This window comes from Armatimonas sp. (assembly GCF_043757465.1).
Taxonomy (GTDB): domain Bacteria; phylum Armatimonadota; class Armatimonadia; order Armatimonadales; family Armatimonadaceae; genus Armatimonas.
This window is the reverse complement of the sequence record NZ_JAYVPL010000002.1, coordinates 40,796-59,950: the sequence shown is the minus strand read 5'-3', so window position 1 is coordinate 59,950 and position 19,155 is coordinate 40,796. Positions and strand designations below refer to the sequence as shown.

General features: G+C 59.4%; 14 protein-coding genes and 1 pseudogene. 9 read left to right on the top strand and 6 right to left on the bottom strand.

Annotated elements, in window-relative coordinates; translation table 11 throughout:
• Positions 1–62 precede the first annotated feature (62 nt).
• Positions 63–1,871, bottom strand: coding sequence for a DUF1549 and DUF1553 domain-containing protein (locus ACH2ED_RS00365; RefSeq protein ID WP_395088115.1), 1,809 nt, complete (start codon positions 1,869–1,871; stop codon positions 63–65).
• Between the two features lie 40 nt (positions 1,872–1,911).
• Here ACH2ED_RS00365 and ACH2ED_RS00360 point away from each other — a divergent pair, with 40 nt between their 5' ends.
• Entirely contained in the window at positions 1,912–3,306 is a 1,395-nt protein-coding gene (locus ACH2ED_RS00360) for a DUF1501 domain-containing protein (protein ID WP_395088113.1), read from the top strand.
• On the opposite strand, the gene ACH2ED_RS00355 is transcribed toward ACH2ED_RS00360, so the two are convergent.
• The gene (locus tag ACH2ED_RS00355) at positions 3,287–3,439 is read right to left on the bottom strand and encodes a hypothetical protein (RefSeq protein ID WP_395088167.1); all 153 of its coding nucleotides are present in this window, start codon (positions 3,437–3,439) and stop codon (positions 3,287–3,289) included. The genes ACH2ED_RS00360 and ACH2ED_RS00355 overlap by 20 nt on opposite strands.
• 286 nt (positions 3,440–3,725) lie before the next feature.
• Positions 3,726–4,547, bottom strand: coding sequence for a phytanoyl-CoA dioxygenase family protein (locus ACH2ED_RS00350; protein WP_395088111.1), 822 nt, complete (start codon positions 4,545–4,547; stop codon positions 3,726–3,728).
• A 118-nt stretch (positions 4,548–4,665) separates the two neighbouring features.
• Between ACH2ED_RS00350 and ACH2ED_RS00345 the strand changes: the two genes are divergently transcribed.
• Together ACH2ED_RS00345 and ychF are read left to right on the top strand one after the other, a co-directional pair.
• Positions 4,666–5,799 (top strand): aspartyl protease family protein, encoded by a 1,134-nt coding sequence (locus tag ACH2ED_RS00345; RefSeq protein WP_395088109.1) that lies wholly within the window; start codon positions 4,666–4,668, stop codon positions 5,797–5,799.
• Positions 5,800–5,827: 28 nt separating this feature from the next.
• Positions 5,828–6,943 (top strand): redox-regulated ATPase YchF, encoded by a 1,116-nt coding sequence (gene ychF / locus ACH2ED_RS00340; protein ID WP_395088108.1) that lies wholly within the window; start codon positions 5,828–5,830, stop codon positions 6,941–6,943.
• 189 nt (positions 6,944–7,132) lie between these two features.
• On the opposite strand, the gene ACH2ED_RS00335 is transcribed toward ychF, so the two are convergent.
• Positions 7,133–9,667, bottom strand: a complete 2,535-nt coding sequence (locus ACH2ED_RS00335; protein ID WP_395088106.1) for a sugar phosphate nucleotidyltransferase — start codon at positions 9,665–9,667, stop codon at positions 7,133–7,135.
• A gap of 141 nt (positions 9,668–9,808) precedes the next feature.
• On the opposite strand from ACH2ED_RS00335, the gene ACH2ED_RS00330 reads away from it, so the two are divergent.
• Positions 9,809–10,429 (top strand): hypothetical protein, encoded by a 621-nt coding sequence (locus ACH2ED_RS00330; protein ID WP_395088104.1) that lies wholly within the window; start codon positions 9,809–9,811, stop codon positions 10,427–10,429.
• 2 nt (positions 10,430–10,431) lie between these two features.
• On the opposite strand, the gene ACH2ED_RS00325 is transcribed toward ACH2ED_RS00330, so the two are convergent.
• The gene (locus ACH2ED_RS00325) at positions 10,432–11,316 is read right to left on the bottom strand and encodes a pectinesterase family protein (protein WP_395088102.1); all 885 of its coding nucleotides are present in this window, start codon (positions 11,314–11,316) and stop codon (positions 10,432–10,434) included.
• A gap of 101 nt (positions 11,317–11,417) precedes the next feature.
• On the opposite strand from ACH2ED_RS00325, the gene ACH2ED_RS00320 reads away from it, so the two are divergent.
• The 5 genes and pseudogenes from ACH2ED_RS00320 to ACH2ED_RS00300 all read left to right on the top strand — a co-directional run bounded on the left by ACH2ED_RS00320 (position 11,418) and on the right by ACH2ED_RS00300 (position 15,891).
• Entirely contained in the window at positions 11,418–12,245 is an 828-nt protein-coding gene (locus ACH2ED_RS00320; protein WP_395088100.1) for a DUF899 family protein, read from the top strand.
• 39 nt (positions 12,246–12,284) lie between these two features.
• Positions 12,285–12,428, top strand: coding sequence for a hypothetical protein (locus tag ACH2ED_RS00315; protein WP_395088099.1), 144 nt, complete (start codon positions 12,285–12,287; stop codon positions 12,426–12,428).
• A gap of 177 nt (positions 12,429–12,605) precedes the next feature.
• The gene (locus ACH2ED_RS00310) at positions 12,606–14,987 is read left to right on the top strand and encodes an endonuclease MutS2 (RefSeq protein ID WP_395088097.1); all 2,382 of its coding nucleotides are present in this window, start codon (positions 12,606–12,608) and stop codon (positions 14,985–14,987) included.
• Positions 14,988–15,013: 26 nt separating this feature from the next.
• Positions 15,014–15,280 (top strand): hypothetical protein, encoded by a 267-nt coding sequence (locus ACH2ED_RS00305; RefSeq protein WP_395088095.1) that lies wholly within the window; start codon positions 15,014–15,016, stop codon positions 15,278–15,280.
• A 190-nt stretch (positions 15,281–15,470) separates the two neighbouring features.
• Positions 15,471–15,891, top strand: a pseudogene (locus ACH2ED_RS00300) (TMEM175 family protein).
• A gap of 216 nt (positions 15,892–16,107) precedes the next feature.
• On the opposite strand, the gene ACH2ED_RS00295 reads toward ACH2ED_RS00300, so the two are convergent.
• Positions 16,108–19,077, bottom strand: coding sequence for a proline dehydrogenase family protein (locus ACH2ED_RS00295; RefSeq protein WP_395088093.1), 2,970 nt, complete (start codon positions 19,075–19,077; stop codon positions 16,108–16,110).
• Between the last annotated feature and the right edge of the window lie 78 nt (positions 19,078–19,155).

Sequence of the window (19,155 nt, the reverse complement as noted above, 5' to 3'; positions counted from 1 at the left end):
ATTGCGTATTATTGTGTGCGACGCACACCGTGCCGGGGGCAATTATATCCGCTTTCTCTCGCTCAGTCAAGATAGACAAACTCGTTGAGGTTGAACAGAGCGCGGCAGAGTGCGGGAATGCCGTGCTTTTTGAGGAGGTCTTCGCAGAGCCGCCGCTCGTCTAGGCGGGGCACTCTCTGGAGGGCCAGAACAAATGCGACTGCGACTTTATCTGCCTCAGGGCTCTTCTCCACACGCTTTGCAAAAACGAGGGAGGCGTCGGTGAGAAACGGATTATTGAGCAGTGTCAGCGCCTGCGGAGCCACGGTGGAGGTCGTGCGGCGTGAGCACGAGACGGCATTATCAGGAAGATCAAACGTGGCCATGAGCGGGATGGCAACCGTACGCTTTTGGACAAGATAGAGGCTGCGCACACCCAGACGCTCCGGAGGCGACGGGTACCAGCTCTTGGTTTTCTCTTTGTTGTCGTCCAGAAACGCGGGATTTGCCTTGAGAACCTCGTCGGGTAGGGGCGGCCAGATCGGTGGCCCTCCGTGGCGCTCGGTGAGCTGGCCGCTGGTCTGCAGGACCGCATCACGTAGCTGCTCTGCCGAGAGGCGGCGCGGGGACTGTGTGCTCTGGTAGGCGCGACTGGAGACAATCAACCTGTGGAGCTTCTTCACCGACCAGCCACTGTCCCTAAAATACCGGGCCAGGAAATCCAGTAGCGCCTGGTTCTTAGGCCGCGCTCCCGCATAGCCAAAATCACCTGGTGTGGCGACCAAGCCCTCGCCAAAGTGCTGCTGCCAGATCCGGTTCACCAGGACGCGCGCTGTGAGCGGATTCTCCTTGGCGACGATCCAGCGTGCTAGGGTCAGCCGCCGCCCCGTGGATTTCTCTCGGACGGGCTTGCAGAGTGCCACCGGGTTTGGGTCGAGCACCGTCGGAAACCCAAAACTCACTTCCTCCTTGGGCTGGTTGAGATCGCCGCCCGCGAGAACATGTGTCGTGGCGGGCGGCTTGTCCCCATCCGTCACGAGCAACCCTTTGAGTGGCTCCTGATCCGAGGCCAGCGCGAGGGAGAGATCGTCGCGAAAGGTAACGCCCTCGAAGAACGCCCGGAATCGGTAGAAGTCCTTCTGAGCGAGGGGCTCTGTCTTGTGGTCATGGCAGCGGGCGCAGGCCATCGTGAGCCCGAGAAACGCCGTGCCCGTGGTCTCCACCAGATCGTTCATCAGGGCATTGCGTACCCGGTTCGCTTCGCCAAAGAGCCCGGCGCTGTTGTCCCAGGGCCCGAGCCTAAGATAGCTCGTCGCCAGAAGCGCATCTTGATCGGCGGCGGTTTTCGGCTTGCCCGCCACCAGCTCATCGCCCGCGAGCTGCTCGGTGATAAATCTGTCGTAGGGCTTGTCGGCGTTGAAGCTCCGCACCACATAATCTCGGAAGCGCCACGCTAGGGGCCGGAACTCGTCCCAGTCGAAGCCATTACTGTCCGAGTAGCGCACCACGTCCAGCCAGAGCCGCGCCTGGTGCTCCCCATAGCTCCGTCGCCCCAGGAGTTTGTCCCCGTACGCTGCTGCCGTCGTGAAGCTTGCCAAGTCGCTTTGTGTGGGCGGCAGGCCAGTGAGATCAAACGAGAGCCGCCGTGCTAAGCTGCGCTTGTCTGTCGTGCGTGCGTTTGTCGTGCCAAGAAAAGCATCAATGCTACGTTTGGGAGGGGCTTTAGTGAGGGGGCGCAGACTCCAGAGATCGAGCCGCTTGCCGCTAAATGTTGTCACGATTGGGTTTCGGCTATCGCTCCACGCGGGGCCGATGCGTGTTTGATTGCCTTCTGGCGCCCTCAGTAATGGAGGAGTCAGGGCCAGAAGTAGCAACAGTGGTGCGGAGCGCATGGAGGGATTATACCGCCCGATTGGGCGGTACAATACGCACATGAGACTCTTTGGCGAGCTGGCAGTGGCGCTTTTGGAGGCGCAGGCACGCCCGCCCGCCGTGAAAATAGACCCGATCAATCCTCTAGCACCGCGCAAGCCGCACTTCAAGGCGCACGCCAAGAATGTGATTGTACTCTACCAGGTCGGCGGGCCGGGGCAGATGGATACGTTTGACTACAAGCCCGCGCTTCAGAAACTCCACAAAAAGCCCGTGCCCAAGAGCTTTCGGGAGGCGCTCAAGGCCACGCGCCATGCCAATGTCTTCGAGGGCTGCAAAGATGAGCTGATGGCCTCACCGTATAAGTTTACCCAGCAGGGGCAGAGTGGTCTCTGGGTGAGCGAGCTGTTCCCCGAACTCTCGAAACACGTGGATGAGCTGTGCTTTGTCCACTCGCTCCAGTCCGAGTCCAATAATCACGCGCCGTCGAGCTATCTTTTTCACACGGGCGATCTGAATGCAGGAAAAGCGAGCCTGGGAAGCTGGATTACTTACGGCCTCGGGACGGAGAACCAGAGCCTGCCCGGTTATGTCGTGCTGTTCGATGCCGGGCCGCTCGGGGGCGCGGCGAACTACCAGAATGGGTTTCTGCCGCCCGCCTTCCAGCCCACCAAGCTACGCGATCAGGGGCTGCCCGTGCTGGACCTCTCACCGCCCAAAGAGTTTGAGGCAAGCCAAAAAGACACATTTGCATTTTTGCGCCAGATGAACCTTATGCACAAGCAGGGGAAAGTGCAGCCAACCGAACTGGATGCCCGGATCGCGAGCTACGAGCTGGCCTATCGGATGCAGAGCGCGGCACTGGAAGTGGGGGATGTTGAGAAAGAGCCCGCGCACCTGCGGCGCGCCTACGGCCTCGAGCACAAAGACCCTCGTACCGTCGCCTATGCCCGGAAATTGCTACTCGCGCGGCGCTTGATCGAGCGCGGCGTTCGCTTTGTCGAGGTCTACGACATGCCCGACAAAGACGGCTGGGATGCTCACGGGGAGTTAGAGAAAAACCACACGCCCCGTGCCCGCTGGATTGACCAACCGACGGCGGCGCTCCTCACGGACTTAAAGCAGCGCGGTCTCTGGGACGAAACACTGATTATCTGGGCGAGTGAGTTTGGTCGCACGCCCATGATGCAGGGAAACAATGGGCGGCAGCACAACGCGGCGGGCTTCACGATCTGGTTAGGTGGCGGTGCGGTACGGCCCCAGCGCTACGGGGCCACCGATGAGTTGGGGTTGATGGCTACGGACAAGCCGATGACCTTCAAAGACCTCCATGCCACGATTCTCACTGCTCTTGGCCTCGACAACGAGAAGCTCTACTACGAGCGTGCCGGTCGCCCGGAGCGCCTCACGGGAGTCGCGGGAACAGCGAGGGTGGTTAAGGAGCTGTTGGCGTAGTTCCTAGAAGCTCCGTGAGAGTGCGAAGCGACACTTGGACGATAGCTGGGTTGGTGTCCCAGTAGTAAGGCAGGGCGATGAGCGCCATGGACAGCGCCCAGCCGCGCCCGCGCTCCCACAGGGCATCGTCCACAGGGAGCGATTCGCGGAATGCATCCCGAGCTGTTGCATCGAAGAGATTCCAGGCGACGATAAGCTCGCAGGCGGGATCGCCGACACCCAGGCACGCCCATTGCCACCGGCGTGGGAACCGCTAGGGGAAGGTGCGGTGCCAGTTTAGGGAGCCACTCCTGCTCTTTCGCCACCTGCTCAACCGCCCAGTGGATGCGCGGGAGCCGCACCACAAGCTCGTCACCCAATCTGTCTGGTCAGCAAGCGGGTCACAAGTGCGGCATCCGTGAAGACTTCGTCGGAGTGCACTACCCATACCACTCGCGCCATTTAGCCCGCAGAGGCACATCGGCATCGGTGGGTAGGTGCACGCCCGTAATGGTCTTGATATCTCCCATGAGCTGGCGCTGGATCGGGTTCGCTCTTTCATAAAGCTCGCGGTAGTCGTGCTGGGGCGAGAAATCCATCGGGAATACCCAGCGGAAGCCGTAGCCGATAAAGAGCGTCTTGCGTGTGATGTCCGAGAAGTTCGCCCCGACCGCGTGGTAGGTGCGCTGCTCAAAGATAAACGCATCGCCGGGCTTGCCGCAGATCTCGATGGCACCGTACGGGTGGGCAGCATCAGTGGCTTTTGCCAGTGGCCCGGTCAGGCGGTTGCTTCCGGGCACCACTTGTGTATTGCCTCGCCCCGGCTCGCTCTGATCCGACAGGAAAAACGCGATCTTGAGTAAAATCCGTGGGTGCGGCTCGGTCATCTCCCACGATGATTGGCCGCCGTCGCGGTGCCAGCCCTCGCCCTTAAAGTTGGCATCCGCACCAGGCGTCGGAGGGCGGACAATTAAGTGGCTGGTCATCAGGTGAATATCCCAACCCAGAATCCCGGCCACGAGCGGTAGCACCTGCGGATGATCAATCAGCTCCAGAAATGCGGGGTCGTCGGGTAGGCAGCCACGCTTCTGCCAGTGCTTGCGCTCCGAGAGCCCATCGTGTGCGATGCCCTCCGATGAGAGGCGGTCGGCGGCGGCAACCAGTCGTGTCACGAGTTCCGGGTCAATAAGATTACGGAGAACTAGAAAGCCGTCGCGGTCAAACTGCGCTTTCTGCTCCGCCGTGAGTAGGTTGGGTGTCATGGAGAAATTGTACCCTCCCCCACCGCCCTCTTTCAGTGGGCGGATATCGAAATATTTTTTTCCGTAGTTCGTGACTTTTCATTATTTGTATCGTCTTTAGCTTGGGAGGATTTTATCCATGTTCTTTTTGCTACAGACACCACCCACGCAAGTTATGCCCGCCCCCGTCTGGGATGTGCCCTTTACGATGGAGGGCTATCTGATTGTCGTCGAGGGCAAGGTGAATGGGAAGGCTGCAAAGCTCATTCTCGACACGGGTGCTGGAGTCGGGCTCTACACGCCTAAATCCGCGGAAAAGCTGGGTCTGCCAATTCTTGGGCAGGCGATGGTGGGGGGCGGCGGAGAGAAAATGGTGCCCGCAAAGTTTACCAATGCACGGATCGAGCTGGGTGGGGCGGTGCAGGAGAAGCAGCTCGGGGTGATCTTAGAGCTTCCCTCGGGGGCAAAGGCAGATTTTGATGGCATTGTGGGCTACCCGTTTCTGAAAAACTACGTGGTGCAGATAGACTACGCGGCAAAGAGAGTGCGTTTTTTAGATCCCAAGCGCTTCTCACCCGACCCGAAAGCCACGCAGCTTCCGATGACGTTGCGTGTGAATATCCCTGAGATCCCTGGCAGGATTGATGGAATCGCAGGAAGCCTTCGAGTGGACACGGGCTACTCGGGGACACTCACGTTTACGTCGCCGACGGTGCAGAAAAACGAACTGAGTAAGAAGTACCAAAAACGCATCGAGACCGTCTTGGGCCAGGGCGTGGGCGGCGTGACAATTGGTGAGGTGACACGCATCAAGGCGCTGGAGCTTGGGGGTTTCTTAGTTACTGACATCGTCACGGGCCTCTCCAGCGACAAGACTGGAGCGCTCGCCGACACAGGAACCATTGCGCTGCTCGGGGGCGAGGTGCTCTCGCGCTTCACGGTGACTCTGGACTACCCAGGTAGCCGTTTTTTCCTCGCCAAGAATGCTGATTTTGGAAAGCCCTTTATCTTCTCGCGTGCGGGTTTTTCCGGGGTCTTTGAGGGGGATGGCTACAAGGTGCTGACGGTCGTGGCCGGTGGCCCGGCGAGTGCGCAGGGCATTGTCAAAGATAATATTATTCTGATGCTCGATGACCTGCCTACCAAAGGGTTGGGCCTCAGCAAGAGCCGCGAGATTTTTCGTCAGGATGCGGGAACCCGGGTCAAGGCCCGTGTCCGAGGGAGCGACGGAACGGTGCGTGAGGTCGTCTTGATCTTAAAAGACGTGCTATAGGCGGCATTGTGCGGTACTCTGTGGCGTTATGGCACTAGGAGTCGGAATTGTCGGGCTGCCCAACGTGGGCAAGTCCACTCTCTTTAACGCAATCACCAAGGCGGGCGCGGTCGTGGCGAACTATCCGTTTGCGACCATTGATAAGAATGTCGGGGTGGTTCCTCTACCGGATGACCGGCTGGCGGCGCTCTCGAAGCTCTACATCAAAGGCAATCGCACCCCCTCACTGGTTCCTACCTACGTCGAGTTTGTGGATATTGCCGGGCTGGTGAAGGGTGCACACAAAGGGGAGGGGCTGGGCAACCAGTTTCTCGCCAATATTCGCGAAGTCGCTGCTGTTGCCCATGTGGTGCGCTGCTTCGAGAGCGACGAGATTATCCATGTCGAGGGACGTGTGGATCCCGTGGGCGATGCCGTCACCATTAACTTAGAGCTGGCTCTCGCCGATCTTCAGATACTGGAGAAGCGCCAGGATCGGCTTAAGAAGTCAGCGCGGGCAAGCAAAGAGGATGCAGCGCTGCTGCCGCTGGTGGAGAAGTTGCTGGAGCACTTGAGCGAGGGGGAACCTGTTCGGACGTTTACCTACGGCGACGGGGAGCTGCTCGTTAAGTTCAACAAAGAGTCCGGCTTGCTCACGGCAAAGCCGATGATCTATGTCGCCAATGTCCCCGAGGGCGATCTGCCAGACGGCGGGAGCAACCCGCATGTGGCGGCGCTCAAGGCAATGGCGGCGGCGGAGGGAATGGACGTCGTCTCCATCTCCGCACAGATCGAGGCGGAACTCTCGGAGCTAGACCCTGAAGAAGCGGCCGCCTTTCTGAGTGATCTGGGCTTAACCGAGCCGGGGCTGAACCGGCTGGTTCGCGTCGCTTACCGGATGCTGGGGCTCCAGACCTATCTGACTGCGGGAGAGAAAGAAGTGCGTGCCTGGACCATCCGGCAGGGCGATAAGGCTCCGACAGCGGCGGGCGTGATTCACACGGATCTGGAACGCACGTTCGTCCGCGCTTTGGTCATTGACTGGACCAAGCTTGTCGAAGCCGGGAGTATCGCCGCCGCACGCGAGCACGGCTGGCTGCGTACCGAGGGCAAGGACTATGTCATGCAAGAGGGCGACGTCGTCGAGTTTCTGTGTAGCGGCTAGAGCTTACCCCCGGCATCCATCCCCCCTGCCCCCTTCCTTCCCCGTTTTTCCGACTCCGTCGGCGGGAAGGAAGGGGGAGCAAGAGGCTTTACCCCCTCTCGTCCCGATGAAGTCGGGTTTCAAGCGAGAGGGGGTGGTGCGAAGCGCCGGGGGAGTGCCCGCCAGGGGAGTGCCCGCCGGGGGAGTGCCCTAGCTCACCAGCTCCGCGATTCGATCCGAGTAGCGCTGTGTTCGTGCGTTGGCATCGGCGGCGGAGATGCCTTCGCTATGGATATGGATCAGCGGTTCGGCGGGGTCGGGGAGAACCAGGCTCCAGGCATTGGGCGCTTCCACCACACGAATCCCATCCAGTAGCTCTAGCTCACCCGATGCGTTTTGTGCTTCTTCCGTGAGAATCCGCATCACGCGTCCATTGTCGGACTGGGGGCAGGGAAGTGTCTGGCTCGCTAGGTGCATTGCAGGAAGCTCGGCCACAAAGGAGCTGAGCGGGCGGCGCTGGTGCAGCGCCATCATCTCCAGTGTTTTTACAAAGGCGAGCAGGCCATCAAACGTGGGATGGAACGCCTCCTCGGTGCCGGGGAAGATAAAGCCGCCCGTCAGATCACCCGCCATGACGATTTTTTCTGCCGAGGCGGAGGCGACATTCATCAAGAAACGCGGGTCGGTCTTGGTACGCACGACCGTGCCGCCGCTGTGAGACAAAATACGCTCCAGAGCCGAGGGGGCATTGATCGGAACTGCTATCTTGCACTCACCCGCACGCGTTGTCTGCGCTACCATAGAGGCCATTGTCGCGAGGAGACGTGCTCGGTTGAGCGCGTTGCCTTTCTCGTCTACCAGCTCCAAGCGCTCCCCATCGGAGTGCATCATCACCCCGAGATCAGCCTTTTGCTGGTGAACCACTTGCGCCAGAGCCCCCACAAGCGCCTCCCGATCTTTGGCGCTCTTGGGGAAGCGCTTCCAGTCCGGATAGGGGTTGAGGACAAAGACTTTGCAGCCGAGCTGGCCCAGGATCGGGGGGAGGACACGGGCAAGCGACGAACCGTAGGCGTAGTCAATGACGACGGTAAACTCCTGGCGTTCGATATCTTTCGCGGCGATTTGTTTCAGAAATAGCTGGGTGTACTGCTCCAAGGGACGGGTCGCCGGGTTAATTGTCCCGACTTCGTCCATGAGAACGCGCCCGTAGTCTTCACGAAAAAAGATCGTCTCGACCTTGCGCTCATTGTTCTTGGTGAGATAGATTCCCCGCTCGTCGAAGAACTCCACAAGCGTACGCCCGGCGTGATCCGGATCCTGGCGCACATGGACACCGCCCTTGGCACGGTTGCTGCGGACCGTATTGCGCAGAACGGGCAGGGCCATCTCCTCAACATCGAGCATACTGACACCTACCGAGGAAAGCCCCGCCATGAGAGCGCGCTTGAGCATACGACTCGCGGGGTGCCCATCGCGGCTCACCACAACCGTCGCGCCTTTTTTCAAAAAGCCACCAAACGAGGCTCCTAGCTTGGCAGCGAAGTCTGGGGTTAGCTCGATGTTGGTAATGCCCGGCACACCCAGGCCACGGAAGAGATTGGAGTAGGCTTTCGCGCCCCAGACAAGGCTCTCCGTGACAACGGAGCGCTCCTCAATGAGCTTGTCGGGCCAGAGCTTGACACGCGCTCGGATCGTCGCCCCTGCCTCGATGGAGCACTTGTCCCCGACCACGGCACTCTCTTCGATCTTGACACCATCGCCGATATGGACATGGTTGCAGATGGTGCAGGCCGTGAGCTGTGCGCCCGTTCCCACGTAGGCGGAGCGCCAGAGGATCGCTTTCTCGATCTTGGCATTGGCTTCGATGATCGCGCCATCGCCCAGAACGGCATCGGGTCCGATGACCGCGCCCGGCCCCACACGACAGTCCGCACCGATGGCGACGGGGCCGATGATCTTGGCCGTGTGGTGAATCTCGGTGCCGCCTCCGATAAAGACACGGTTAGGGTGGCTTGCACCGGGAATGGGCAGCGCCGTTTGGCCGTCGAGCATCTCGTACTGTGCCTGGCGGTATTGCTCAAGCGAGCCCACATCGCACCAGTACTCCTCCATATTGTAGCCAAAAAGGGGGCGGCCCTCTTCCAGCATACGGGGGAAGATATCCTGCGACCAGTCGTAGTTTTTCCCGTGCTCCATCAGCTCAAAGACCGAAGGCTCCAGGATATACATACCGGTATTGGCGGAGTCAGAAAAGACCTGCGCCTTGTCGGGTTTTTCCAGGAAGCGGATAATACGGCCATCAGGCTCGGTCATCACCACCCCAAACTCAACGGGGTTGGGAACGGGCTTTAGTACGAGAGTGGCCTCTGCACCCTTGGCTCTGTGAAAGGCAAGCGCCTTCTCAATATCCAGGTCCGTGAGAGCATCGCCCGAGACAATGACAAAGGTGCCGTCGTTGAGGTGCTCCTCTGCCTGCTTGACCGATCCCGCTGTTCCCAGAGGGGTCTCCTCGACAGAGTAGATGAGGTTGACATCCATGTCGGAGCCATCGCCAAAGTAGCGCTGGATCTCCTCACCCAGGTAATAGAGCGTGACAACAATGTCATTGATGCCCGCGCGCTTCAGGTGTTCGAAAATATGTTGCGCGATGGGCTTATTGAGAATAGGGACAAGGGGTTTGGGCCGGTTGGAGGTAAGCGGTCGTAGCCGTGTTCCCTCGCCGCCTGCCATGACAACGGCTTTCATGGGCATATTGTACCGCGTTTTGGTGTGAGAACGAGGCAACAAATTCCTCTCGCTCAGGCTTTACTGAGCACACTTTGAGTGCATGTGCAGGGAAATCTATTTTTGTGGTATCGTAAAGGTGCTATGGCAGATCAAGCTGAAATGAGGTCCGTTTGGACTAAAGTCGTCGAACTGGCGAAACAGGCGGCGGTGGCCCCTGGAATGTACCGTGCACTGGATGCGAGCGTGCCCATTGCCTGGGAAGACAATAGCTTTGCGATTGGGCTGAACAGCACCGATGGCCTCCTCTCGGGGACGCTTAAGTCGAATGAATCGCAGCTCAAGATCGAGCAAGCATTGCGCCATGTCAGTGGCAACCGGGAGCTGAAGCTGCGCGTTCTCGACTCACCGTCTATTGAAGCATGGAATGCGATTAAGCTAGGGGAAGTCGCACTTCTCAAAATGCAGCAGCAGCAGCAAGATCGCCTTGCGGCAAACCCGACCCACGCCGCCGATACCGCAACCTGGGACGATGTCTACGATCAGCTCAACCGGCTCTGGAGCGGTTTTGAGTACCGAACCATGGCCTCGGGCAAGGGGCGCTACATGCGAGAGGCGCTCACGATTGTCGAGGAGGCTATGGACAAGCTAGGCGGCACAGGGGGCGAACAAAACGAGCGCTCTTTTTCCCGGACACTAGAGCGCCTCGGTGCCATGACCGGCTCCGATCCGGCTCTGATCGGCTACCTGCTCTTTGAGCGCCGCCGACTCTCAGGAAAATAAAGCTAGTGGAGCTCGCGGCGAAGCGCTTGTGCCTCTTTGAGCGTGAGCTGCTTGCTCCACGCCACCCGCTCTTTCTTTTCTGCGCCCGGCCCCACGTTATTACACTCGGCGAAGAGTGTCGTTTTTTCGCGATCGGGCTTGTCCCAGTTGTGCCAACCGACGGGCCTAATCTGCGGGCCGAGCCTGCACTCCCAGAAGAGCACGCGGGCAAAGTCGCGCCACGGGCGGCCTAGGTACACTTTTCCGGGTGGGACGTCGGGCGTTGACGTCAGCTCGCAGCGCCAAAAAAGATAGCCGCCCGGCTCTGTCTGCGTGTCGCGTGCCTGCGCCGTGATATAGCCCTCGCCCTTGCTGACGATCTTGCATCGCTCGAAAAGGGCGGCCGCGTGGCCGAAGATAAAGTCCACATCGCCCTCGATCATGCAGTCGGTGAAACGCTGGTGCCCGCTACCATTGGCGTAGAGCGTGTCCTGCCAGCCCAGAAAGCGGCACCTCTCAAAGATCATCCGGTCGCCTTGGGTCTTGACCGCCACCGCCTGCCCGACATCGCGGCCTCGGCCTGCGGAGTTTGCAAACGTGAGATTCTCGGCGCGGAAGTCGTCGCCGGAGAGTGTCGTGCTGGCCGAGTTGCCCGTGCCGTAGGGCTTGCCACTCGGGTCTAGCGTCCGTGCGCTCCGGTCAAACGTGAGAATTGTCTTCTCCGCCGACTCGCCCCGAAGCGTAACATGGCGCTTGCTCTTGTGTAGCGTCAGAAGCTCTTTATAAATGCCAGGGCGAATCCGAATCAGTATCGGCTCCGCGTTTCCCTCGGGCACTGCCTCCAGCGCCGCCTGCACTGTCTTAAAATCCGCCTTTCCCTCGGCGGCTACGATCCATGTCTTTGGCATGCGGCCATTATGCCCACCGTACCCCGCCTCTGCAAGTCAGGACTCTTCATTTTTCCGGGTATAAAACATTGGTCTGAGTACCCTCAAAACAAGGAACCAACATGTCTAAAACACAAATCATTTCCCCCTTTAATGCAACGCCCGTTATTGTTGATCGGGAGACCTGGAACGCCCAGCTCGCCCCGCTACGAATCCGAGAGAAGGCCCATACCCGTGAGGGAGATGCTATCGCCGCCACGCGCCGTCGGCTCCCGATGGTCGAGGTAGATCCCACCACACTGCTCGTAGGAGCGACGGGCACCCTGTCACTGCTCGACGCGTTCGAGGGCCGCTCCCAGCTGTTCGCGTCGTACCACATGTGGCACACGAACCAACCCGCCGCCAAGCAGTGCGAAGGCTGCACCTTCAACTCCGGCCAGGTACGGGAGCTGGCGTACCTGCACGCGCGTGATGTCACCTACGCTGTCTTCTGCGAGGGGCCTTTTAATGAGAGCAACCGCTACCGTGCGTTCATGGACTGGGATATGCCGTGGTACTCCGTGCCCGAGGAGTCTCAGGAGCGCCTGATCGCTGGGCGCCATTTCGGTATGAAGGTGTGCTACCTGCGTGAGGGGGAGCGCGTGTTTGAGACGTACTGGACGACTGCCCGGGGGTGCGAGGTGATGAACGGCAGCTTCGGGATGCTCGACATGACTGTCTATGGCCGACAGGAACATTGGGAGGACTCGCCCGAGGGCTGGCCGGTAATCTACGGCCCCCACAGCAACTCGTACCGGCTCATGGAGGATGGGAGTGCGCCTCTATCCGGTAAGGAGGGTCGTCCGACGCCGCAGTGGTCCCGCCTCACTGCCGGTCGTAGCGATGACCTTGGCAGCACCAACGACGAACTCGGGAGCACTGCTGCGGCCAGCGAGCGCCCCTGCCACTAGGCTCTGTTTGAGGTTGCAGGCAGGAAAAATAGCGCGTCTGTGACGACAAATAGCGCTTCCGTTCACAACAAAGGAGATAAACGATACAATAATGCCATGATCCTACTCACGCCTGCCCTCGCCCCGAGCCTGGATACTTACAAAGCAGATCGTCTCTACGAAGAGCTGCACCCCACATTTTGATGCTCACCCTCCACCAGCTTGATCGGGCAGGATCGCTTTCGCCTTGCCGATGGAGCCGTGGAAGAGTACGAACTCTACCTAGCACGCGGCCTCTGGGAAGACAAAGAGCGCCATTTTGAAGTCGTTAACCTAGAGCCTCTTTAGCGGCACCACTCACTGGAGCGATACGAGTTTGTTATGGATGACCATTCCCTACGGGTTTTAGAGTTTGACGCGGTGCGAAAGCTTCTGGCAGAGCGGACGGCGTGTTCGCTGGGCGGCGAGCGGGCGCGGGAGCTGGCCCCGACGCCGCTGTTTGCGTTTATTTTAGAGTGGCAGCAAGAGACCACCGAGGCGCGCAAAGTCACTGAGGCGCACGGGCCGTTTCCTCTGGGTGGTATTCACGATATCCGCCGCTCGCTCGCCCACGCCGATGTGGGGCAGAGTCTTACGCCCCATGAGTTTCTCACGCTCGTCTCTACACTAATGGGAGCGACCAAACTCAAGAACTTTTTAGTGCGCCACGCCGAGAAAGCACCGCTACTCTCGGACCGAGCGCAGGGGATTCAGGAGTTCCCCCCGCTTCTGGCGCAGATCGAGCTGTGTATTGGAAGAAGCGGCGATGTCTTAGACTCCGCATCGCCCGCGCTGGCATCGGCGCGGGCAAAAGTGCGCGTGACCCACAGACGCGTCGAGGAGAAGCTCAATGCCGTGCTCAACTCCTCGGTGACGCGTGGGATGCTCATGGACCCGACCGTAGTTCTGCGCGATGGCCGACGCTGCCTTCCCGTGAAATCCGAGTTCAAGCGCCATGTTCCCGGCATCGTCCACGACCAATCTGGCACGGGCGCGACGGTATTTATCGAGCCGTTGATCGTGGTGGAACTCAATAATGAGCTGCGGCAGCTCGAAGCGCTGGAGCAACGTGAGATCGAGAAAGTCCTTCAAAAGCTCACCGAGAGCGTCAAGCGCCTTGGGGACAAGCTCCACAGCTCCGTGGAGATCGTCGCGGGGCTGGATCTCGCGAGCGCAAAAGCGAAGCTCGCCGATGACTTTCAGTGTGTTGCTCCGAAGCTCAATCAGGTGGGCAGAGTCGTGCTCGAAGAGGCCCGCCACCCTCTGCTTGATCCCGAAATCGCCGTCCCGATCAATGTCCATCTGGGTGATGAGCACACGAAAGCGCTCTTGATTACCGGGCCCAACACGGGTGGTAAAACCGTCACGCTCAAAACCGTTGGTTTGTTCACGCTCATGGCGCAGTCGGGGCTACACGTTCCCGCTAGCCACGCCGAGCTCGCACACTTCACTCAAATCTTTGCCGATATTGGTGATGAGCAGTCTATCACGCATAGCCTCTCAACTTTCTCCGCACACATTCGCAATATTGTCACGATCTTAAAGTCACTGGGGACACAAGCGCTGGTTCTACTGGATGAAGTGGGGTCTGGAACCGATCCCGGCGAGGGGGCTGCACTTGCCAAGGCGATTCTGGGCGACTTACTGGCGCACAATGCACGGGTGATCGCCACCACACACTACGGCGAGCTTAAAGAGTTTGCCTACAGCCGTGATGGAATAGACAACGCCGCCGTGGAGTTTGATTTAGAGACCCTCCGGCCCACGTATCGTATCTTACAGGGCGTCCCGGGCTCGTCGAATGCATTTCACATCGCCCGACGCCTCGGGATGCCGCCGCGTGTGGTGGACGCGGCAATCGAGAACCAATCGCGTGCGGGTGCCGATGCCGCCACGATTATGTCTCGCCTAGAGAGTGCCAAGCGCAGCGCCGATAACGAGCGCCAGAACGCCCAGAAGCTTCGTAAAGAGCTCGATGTGATGAAGCTCAAGTACGAGGAGCGCCTCCGCGACTTAGAGAGCCTGCGCCGTGAGGCCAAAGAGCGCGCCACTGAAGAGGCCCGCGCCGTGATCCGCCAGAAGACCGAGAAGATGGATAATCTGATCGGGGAGCTGCGGCGGATGGGAAAAGAGGGCCGGAAAACCCAGTCCACGCGCAAGAAAATGAAGGACACCACCGACGAGCTGATCGGGGAGATCGGCTACGAGAAAGATCCGCTTCCCTTCGATGAGGCCCCGATCCCGACGGTTCTGAAACGCGGTGAGCGTGTCCGTGTGACCTCACTGGGCAACGCTATCGGCAACGTCTTGGCCGACTCCGTTGGCAAAGAAGTGCAGGTTCAGGTCGGGGCGATGCGAGTCACCGTTCCTCTCTCCGCCCTTCGCACACTCAATGGCACCGAGATCGCCGCCGTAACCACGCCAGAGATCAAGAGCACCAGTAATGCCAGCGCACTCGCGATGAGCAAGGCCATGGACGTTTCCCACGAGCTCACCGTGATTGGGCTGCGCGCCAACGCCGCTCTGCCCCGGGTGGATAAATGGCTCGATGATGCCTACGCCGCCGGGCTGCTCAACGTGCGTATTGTTCACGGCAAGGGCACGGGCGCACTCCGAAAAGCCATCTGGGAGACCCTCAAAACCGACAACCGTGTGCAATCCGTCGCCCTGGCCCACCCCGACTTCGGCGGCGCGGGTGCCACCGAGCTGACGTTGAGGCAGTAGGGATTTTCCGGTAGAATAGCCTCACCATGAGCACGACACTTGAAACCAAATCGCTCACCGCTACGGAAGTGAGTCAAAGAGGGCAACAAATCTATGCGGAACAGATTCAGAGCCTGCTAGAGCCACAGTCTAATGGCAAGTACCTTAGCATTGACATCTTTTCAAAGGACTGGGAAGTGGGCGATAAGCATAGCGAAACTCTTTTTAAGTTGCGTCAACGGCATCCACAAGGACGTTTTTATACACTTCGTATTGGTTCCCCGGTAGCAGGTTACGTGGGCAGTGCAGGATGAGGCTTGTTGGTACGCTGAACGAGTCTGTCAAGTAATCTCCTTTCATGTCGAGCGTTCCTTCTGGTTAAAACTCGTCCAAGCGGAGCTTAGCAAGATCATGCTTCTCTAGCGATGAGCACTATGCCGAAGACCGGCATGTCACAGCGCTTCCTTGGGACGGTATGAGGACTCTGTGCGGTAAACTCTCCCCATGACCAAGGGCCGACTGGAAGCGTTTAGTGATGGTGCTGGAGCTGAAAGTGCCGCACGGGGCGGACTGGGCGACGCTTTTTGCACTCAAAGACAAGTTTCTCAGCTATGCGCTGAGCTTTGTGTTTCTGGGAATCTACTGAAACAACCACCATCATCTGCTGCAAGCAACGCGGCACGTAGACGGGCGTGTGCTCTGGGCCAATCTCCACTTGCTCTTCTGGCTCTCACTGGTCTCGTTTGCGACGGGCTGGATGGGGGAGAACCACTTTGCAGCGCGGCCCGTGGCGCAGGGCAACGATTCACACCTAGCGAAGGCAATTGGCAAAGACATCAAGGGGATTATCTCGGTGGTGATCTACGCTGTGGCGGTGATGTGGCTCATCCCGGATCGTCGCATCGAAAAAACAGTGGGTTCTTAGTCTGAAAATCAGCCGCACTGTAGCCAAGAATAAAATGGAAACGGATGGCACTGAACTTGCATACAAGAACGCAGTACCATGATTCAATCTAATTCGATGCAAACGATAACACCACCAACTTTCTCTTTTCGGAACAGCTTAGCGCTCGTCGTTGATCTCGTTCTGATTGGGCTGACGCTCTGCTTCCTTCCGGCAACAGAGCGCTCCTCGCGTTAGCTAACCTTCCTCGGTGGGGGCGAACCCACGGCGCATCACCGACTCGGTGATGGTGCGGGGGACAAGGAACTGCTGGAGGTAGTCTGGCCCGCCTGCCTTACTGCCAACCCCCGACATCCGTGCACCGCCAAACGGCTGCCGATCCACGACCGCGCCGGTGATCTTGCGATTGATGTAGAGATTGCCCACACGAAACTCCCGACGGACGCGTTCGATGTTCTTCGGGGAGCGCGAGTAGAGTCCGCCGGTGAGCGCATAGATGGTGCCATCGGCAATGGCGAGGGCTTCGTCGAGCGTGGCGGCCTTGAGAATAGCCACCACGGGGCCGAAGACTTCCTCCTGGCAGAGCTTACCATCGGCGGGACAGTCTATAAACGCACTGGGCGCGACGTAGTAGCCGGTGCCAATAAGCTCCGGAGGAACGGCTTTCTGGCCGATTAGCGTGCCCTCTTGCTTTCCAATCTCGATGTAGCGCTCGATCCGGGCCTGTGAGTCCGCATCCACTACCGGCGGCACATTGGTCGCGGGATCGGCGGCGTTACCGACGATCAGGCTCGCCATCGCCTCGCCAAGCCGGTGGCAGAACGGCTCGTAGGCATCTCCGATCACGATAATCCGGGAGCACGCCGAGCATTTTTGTCCGGCAAAACCCGCCACCGACGCCAGCGCACCGGCAACGGCCTCGTCGAGGTCGGCATCCTCATCCACAATAATCGCGTTCTTGCCGCCCAGCTCCGCGATCACGCGCTTGATCTCGCGCTGCCCGGCTCGCACTTCTGAGGCGCTACGAATAATGCTCAGCCCGACGGCTTTGCTTCCGGTGAACGCGATCACCGCCACGCGCGGGTCGTTCACCAGAGTCGGTCCGATCTCTTCGCCGTCGCCGGGCAGGAAGTTACTCACACCCGCCGGGCAGCCTGCGGCTTCGAGTGCCTCTTGCAGAAAGTAGCCCACACGGCAGGCCTGCTCGCTGGGCTTAAGAATAACCGGGTTCCCCGCCACAATCGCGGCCACGGCCATGCCACAGAGAATGGCCAGAGGGAAGTTCCAGGGCGCGATAATTACCGCCGGGCCCCGGGCATCGTAGAAATACTCATTCCACTCGCCGGGAAGATTGCGCTTGCGCGGCTCCGAGAGTCTTTCCATCTCAGCAGCGTAGAAGTTGCAAAAATCAATCGCCTCCGCCACATCGCCGTCGGCCTCGCGCCAGGGTTTGCCCACTTCGCGCACCATCCAGGCGGAGATCTCAAAGCGGCGTTTTTCAAACTGCTCCGCAGTGCGGCGTAGCAGCTCCGCCCGCTCTTTTGTGCTGGTGTCGCGCCAGCTCGGGAACGCCGCGCTGGCAGCCGCAAGTGCGGCGTCCGCCTGAGCGACGCTGGCAAAATGCGCCTTCGAGACAATCACTGCCGTCGCCGACGGGTCGCGCCGCTCAATAACTTTTGCACTTTCTTCCCGCTTGCCATTAATCACAATAGGAACGGTAAAGCCTAGGGCACTCTGAATCTGATCTAACGCGTCTTGCATTTTTTCTTGGTTCTCGGGGATCGCAAAGTCTACTTCGGGGTTGTTAACAAAAACCGCATCACTCCCCCGCTCGGCGGGGGGCGGGAGGGCGCTGGAGTTGGGCTCCGCCAAAAGCGCATCATCGGCACTCTGGTCGCCGGACTTGCGAATGAAGCTATCGTTGGACGAGTTCTCTAGGAGTCGCCGCACAAGATAGGCCATGCCGGGGAGCAGCTCGCCAAAGGGGACATAGGTTCGGACGCGCTCACCTTGTGCGGCGAGGGCACGGCCTATCGGCTCACCCATCCCAAAGAGCACCTGGTACTCAACCGTGCGCGGCGGGACACCTTTTGCCTCGGCGAGCGCTTGGGCTTTTGAGGAAGAGCGCACGTTGTGACTCGCAATCGCAGGCCGCAGGTGCTGCCAGTTGTCTAAAAGAAACTCCGTGCAGCGCTCAAAGCACGCATCGGTGAGAGTTTTTTTCTCCCAGACGGGCACGGGATGATGGCGCTGAGCGGCGATAATGGTCTCAAAGTCCCAGTACGCGCCCTTTACGAGGCGCACGTGCACCGGAACACCACGCGCTATCACCCAGTTGCGCAGCTCGATGAGATCGGCCTCCGCGCGCTTGAGATACGCCTGCACCACAATTCCCACATCGGCCCAGTCGGCGAACTCGGGCTGGGTGAAGATTTCACGGAAGATGCGATTGGTGACCGTGCAGAAGTCGTGCTGCTCCATATCGAAGTTCACAAAGAGCCCGTGATTTTTTGCCGCCGAGAGAATCGGGTGGAGGCGCTCTTTGACGGCTTTGACAGTGGCATCGGCGGCCATCGGATCGAAGCGCGAGTAGAGTGAGCTGAGCTTGACCGAGACATTGACTTTGGGAAGGGGGCCGTAGCTAGCCTTTTCAAGCTGATCAATCCCCGGCCACGCCTGCGAGAGGCGGGCAAGATCCTCAATCAGATCCAGATACTTCTTCTGGTAGGCCAGTGCCTCAACCTCGCTGGTCACGGCCTCACCAAGCAAGTCCATCGTGAAGGTCATTGGGACGCGGCGTAGGCGCTCGATCTCTTTGACTGCCTCAACCCCGTCACGCCCTGCGATGAAGCGCCCGGCCATGAGTCTTGCCCCCGTGTGCGAGGCAAAGTGCAGGAGCGAGCGTGAGGGCCCCGTACTGGCGAGCCCCATCAGAAGCTGTGCCCCGCCCGGCGGCAGTGAGACATCGGGACGGACCAAGTACTCCAACAAGTGCCGCGCTACCGACTCGGGCGATTTTAGCGCGGGGAGCGCATCCACAAAGCGAAACAGCTCGATCTTTAGCTTCTCGTCGCGCGTAGAGAGCGCCATCAGCCTGCTGTAGAAAATCTCCGTAAAACTGCCTTTTTTCTCTTGACGTCGCACCTCCGAGAGCAGGCGCTTTCCCCGGGACAGTGTTGCTAGCTCAACCCCACTAGTCGTACTCATGAGGGCATTCTACCACATGAATTCAGACTGTCTTAATTTTCAGGGCAGGGGGCAAAGCTCTGAATAATCTTCTCGTAG

Coding starts and splice junctions, on each gene's coding strand:
- ACH2ED_RS00365 (WP_395088115.1), bottom strand. CDS start 1,871: ATGCGCTCCGCACCACTGTTGCTACTTCTGGCCCTGACTCCTCCATTA.
- ACH2ED_RS00360 (WP_395088113.1), top strand. CDS start 1,912: ATGAGACTCTTTGGCGAGCTGGCAGTGGCGCTTTTGGAGGCGCAGGCA.
- ACH2ED_RS00350 (WP_395088111.1), bottom strand. CDS start 4,547: ATGACACCCAACCTACTCACGGCGGAGCAGAAAGCGCAGTTTGACCGC.
- ACH2ED_RS00345 (WP_395088109.1), top strand. CDS start 4,666: ATGTTCTTTTTGCTACAGACACCACCCACGCAAGTTATGCCCGCCCCC.
- ychF (WP_395088108.1), top strand. CDS start 5,828: ATGGCACTAGGAGTCGGAATTGTCGGGCTGCCCAACGTGGGCAAGTCC.
- ACH2ED_RS00335 (WP_395088106.1), bottom strand. CDS start 9,667: ATGAAAGCCGTTGTCATGGCAGGCGGCGAGGGAACACGGCTACGACCG.
- ACH2ED_RS00330 (WP_395088104.1), top strand. CDS start 9,809: ATGAGGTCCGTTTGGACTAAAGTCGTCGAACTGGCGAAACAGGCGGCG.
- ACH2ED_RS00325 (WP_395088102.1), bottom strand. CDS start 11,316: ATGCCAAAGACATGGATCGTAGCCGCCGAGGGAAAGGCGGATTTTAAG.
- ACH2ED_RS00320 (WP_395088100.1), top strand. CDS start 11,418: ATGTCTAAAACACAAATCATTTCCCCCTTTAATGCAACGCCCGTTATT.
- ACH2ED_RS00310 (WP_395088097.1), top strand. CDS start 12,606: ATGGATGACCATTCCCTACGGGTTTTAGAGTTTGACGCGGTGCGAAAG.
- ACH2ED_RS00305 (WP_395088095.1), top strand. CDS start 15,014: ATGAGCACGACACTTGAAACCAAATCGCTCACCGCTACGGAAGTGAGT.
- ACH2ED_RS00295 (WP_395088093.1), bottom strand. CDS start 19,077: ATGAGTACGACTAGTGGGGTTGAGCTAGCAACACTGTCCCGGGGAAAG.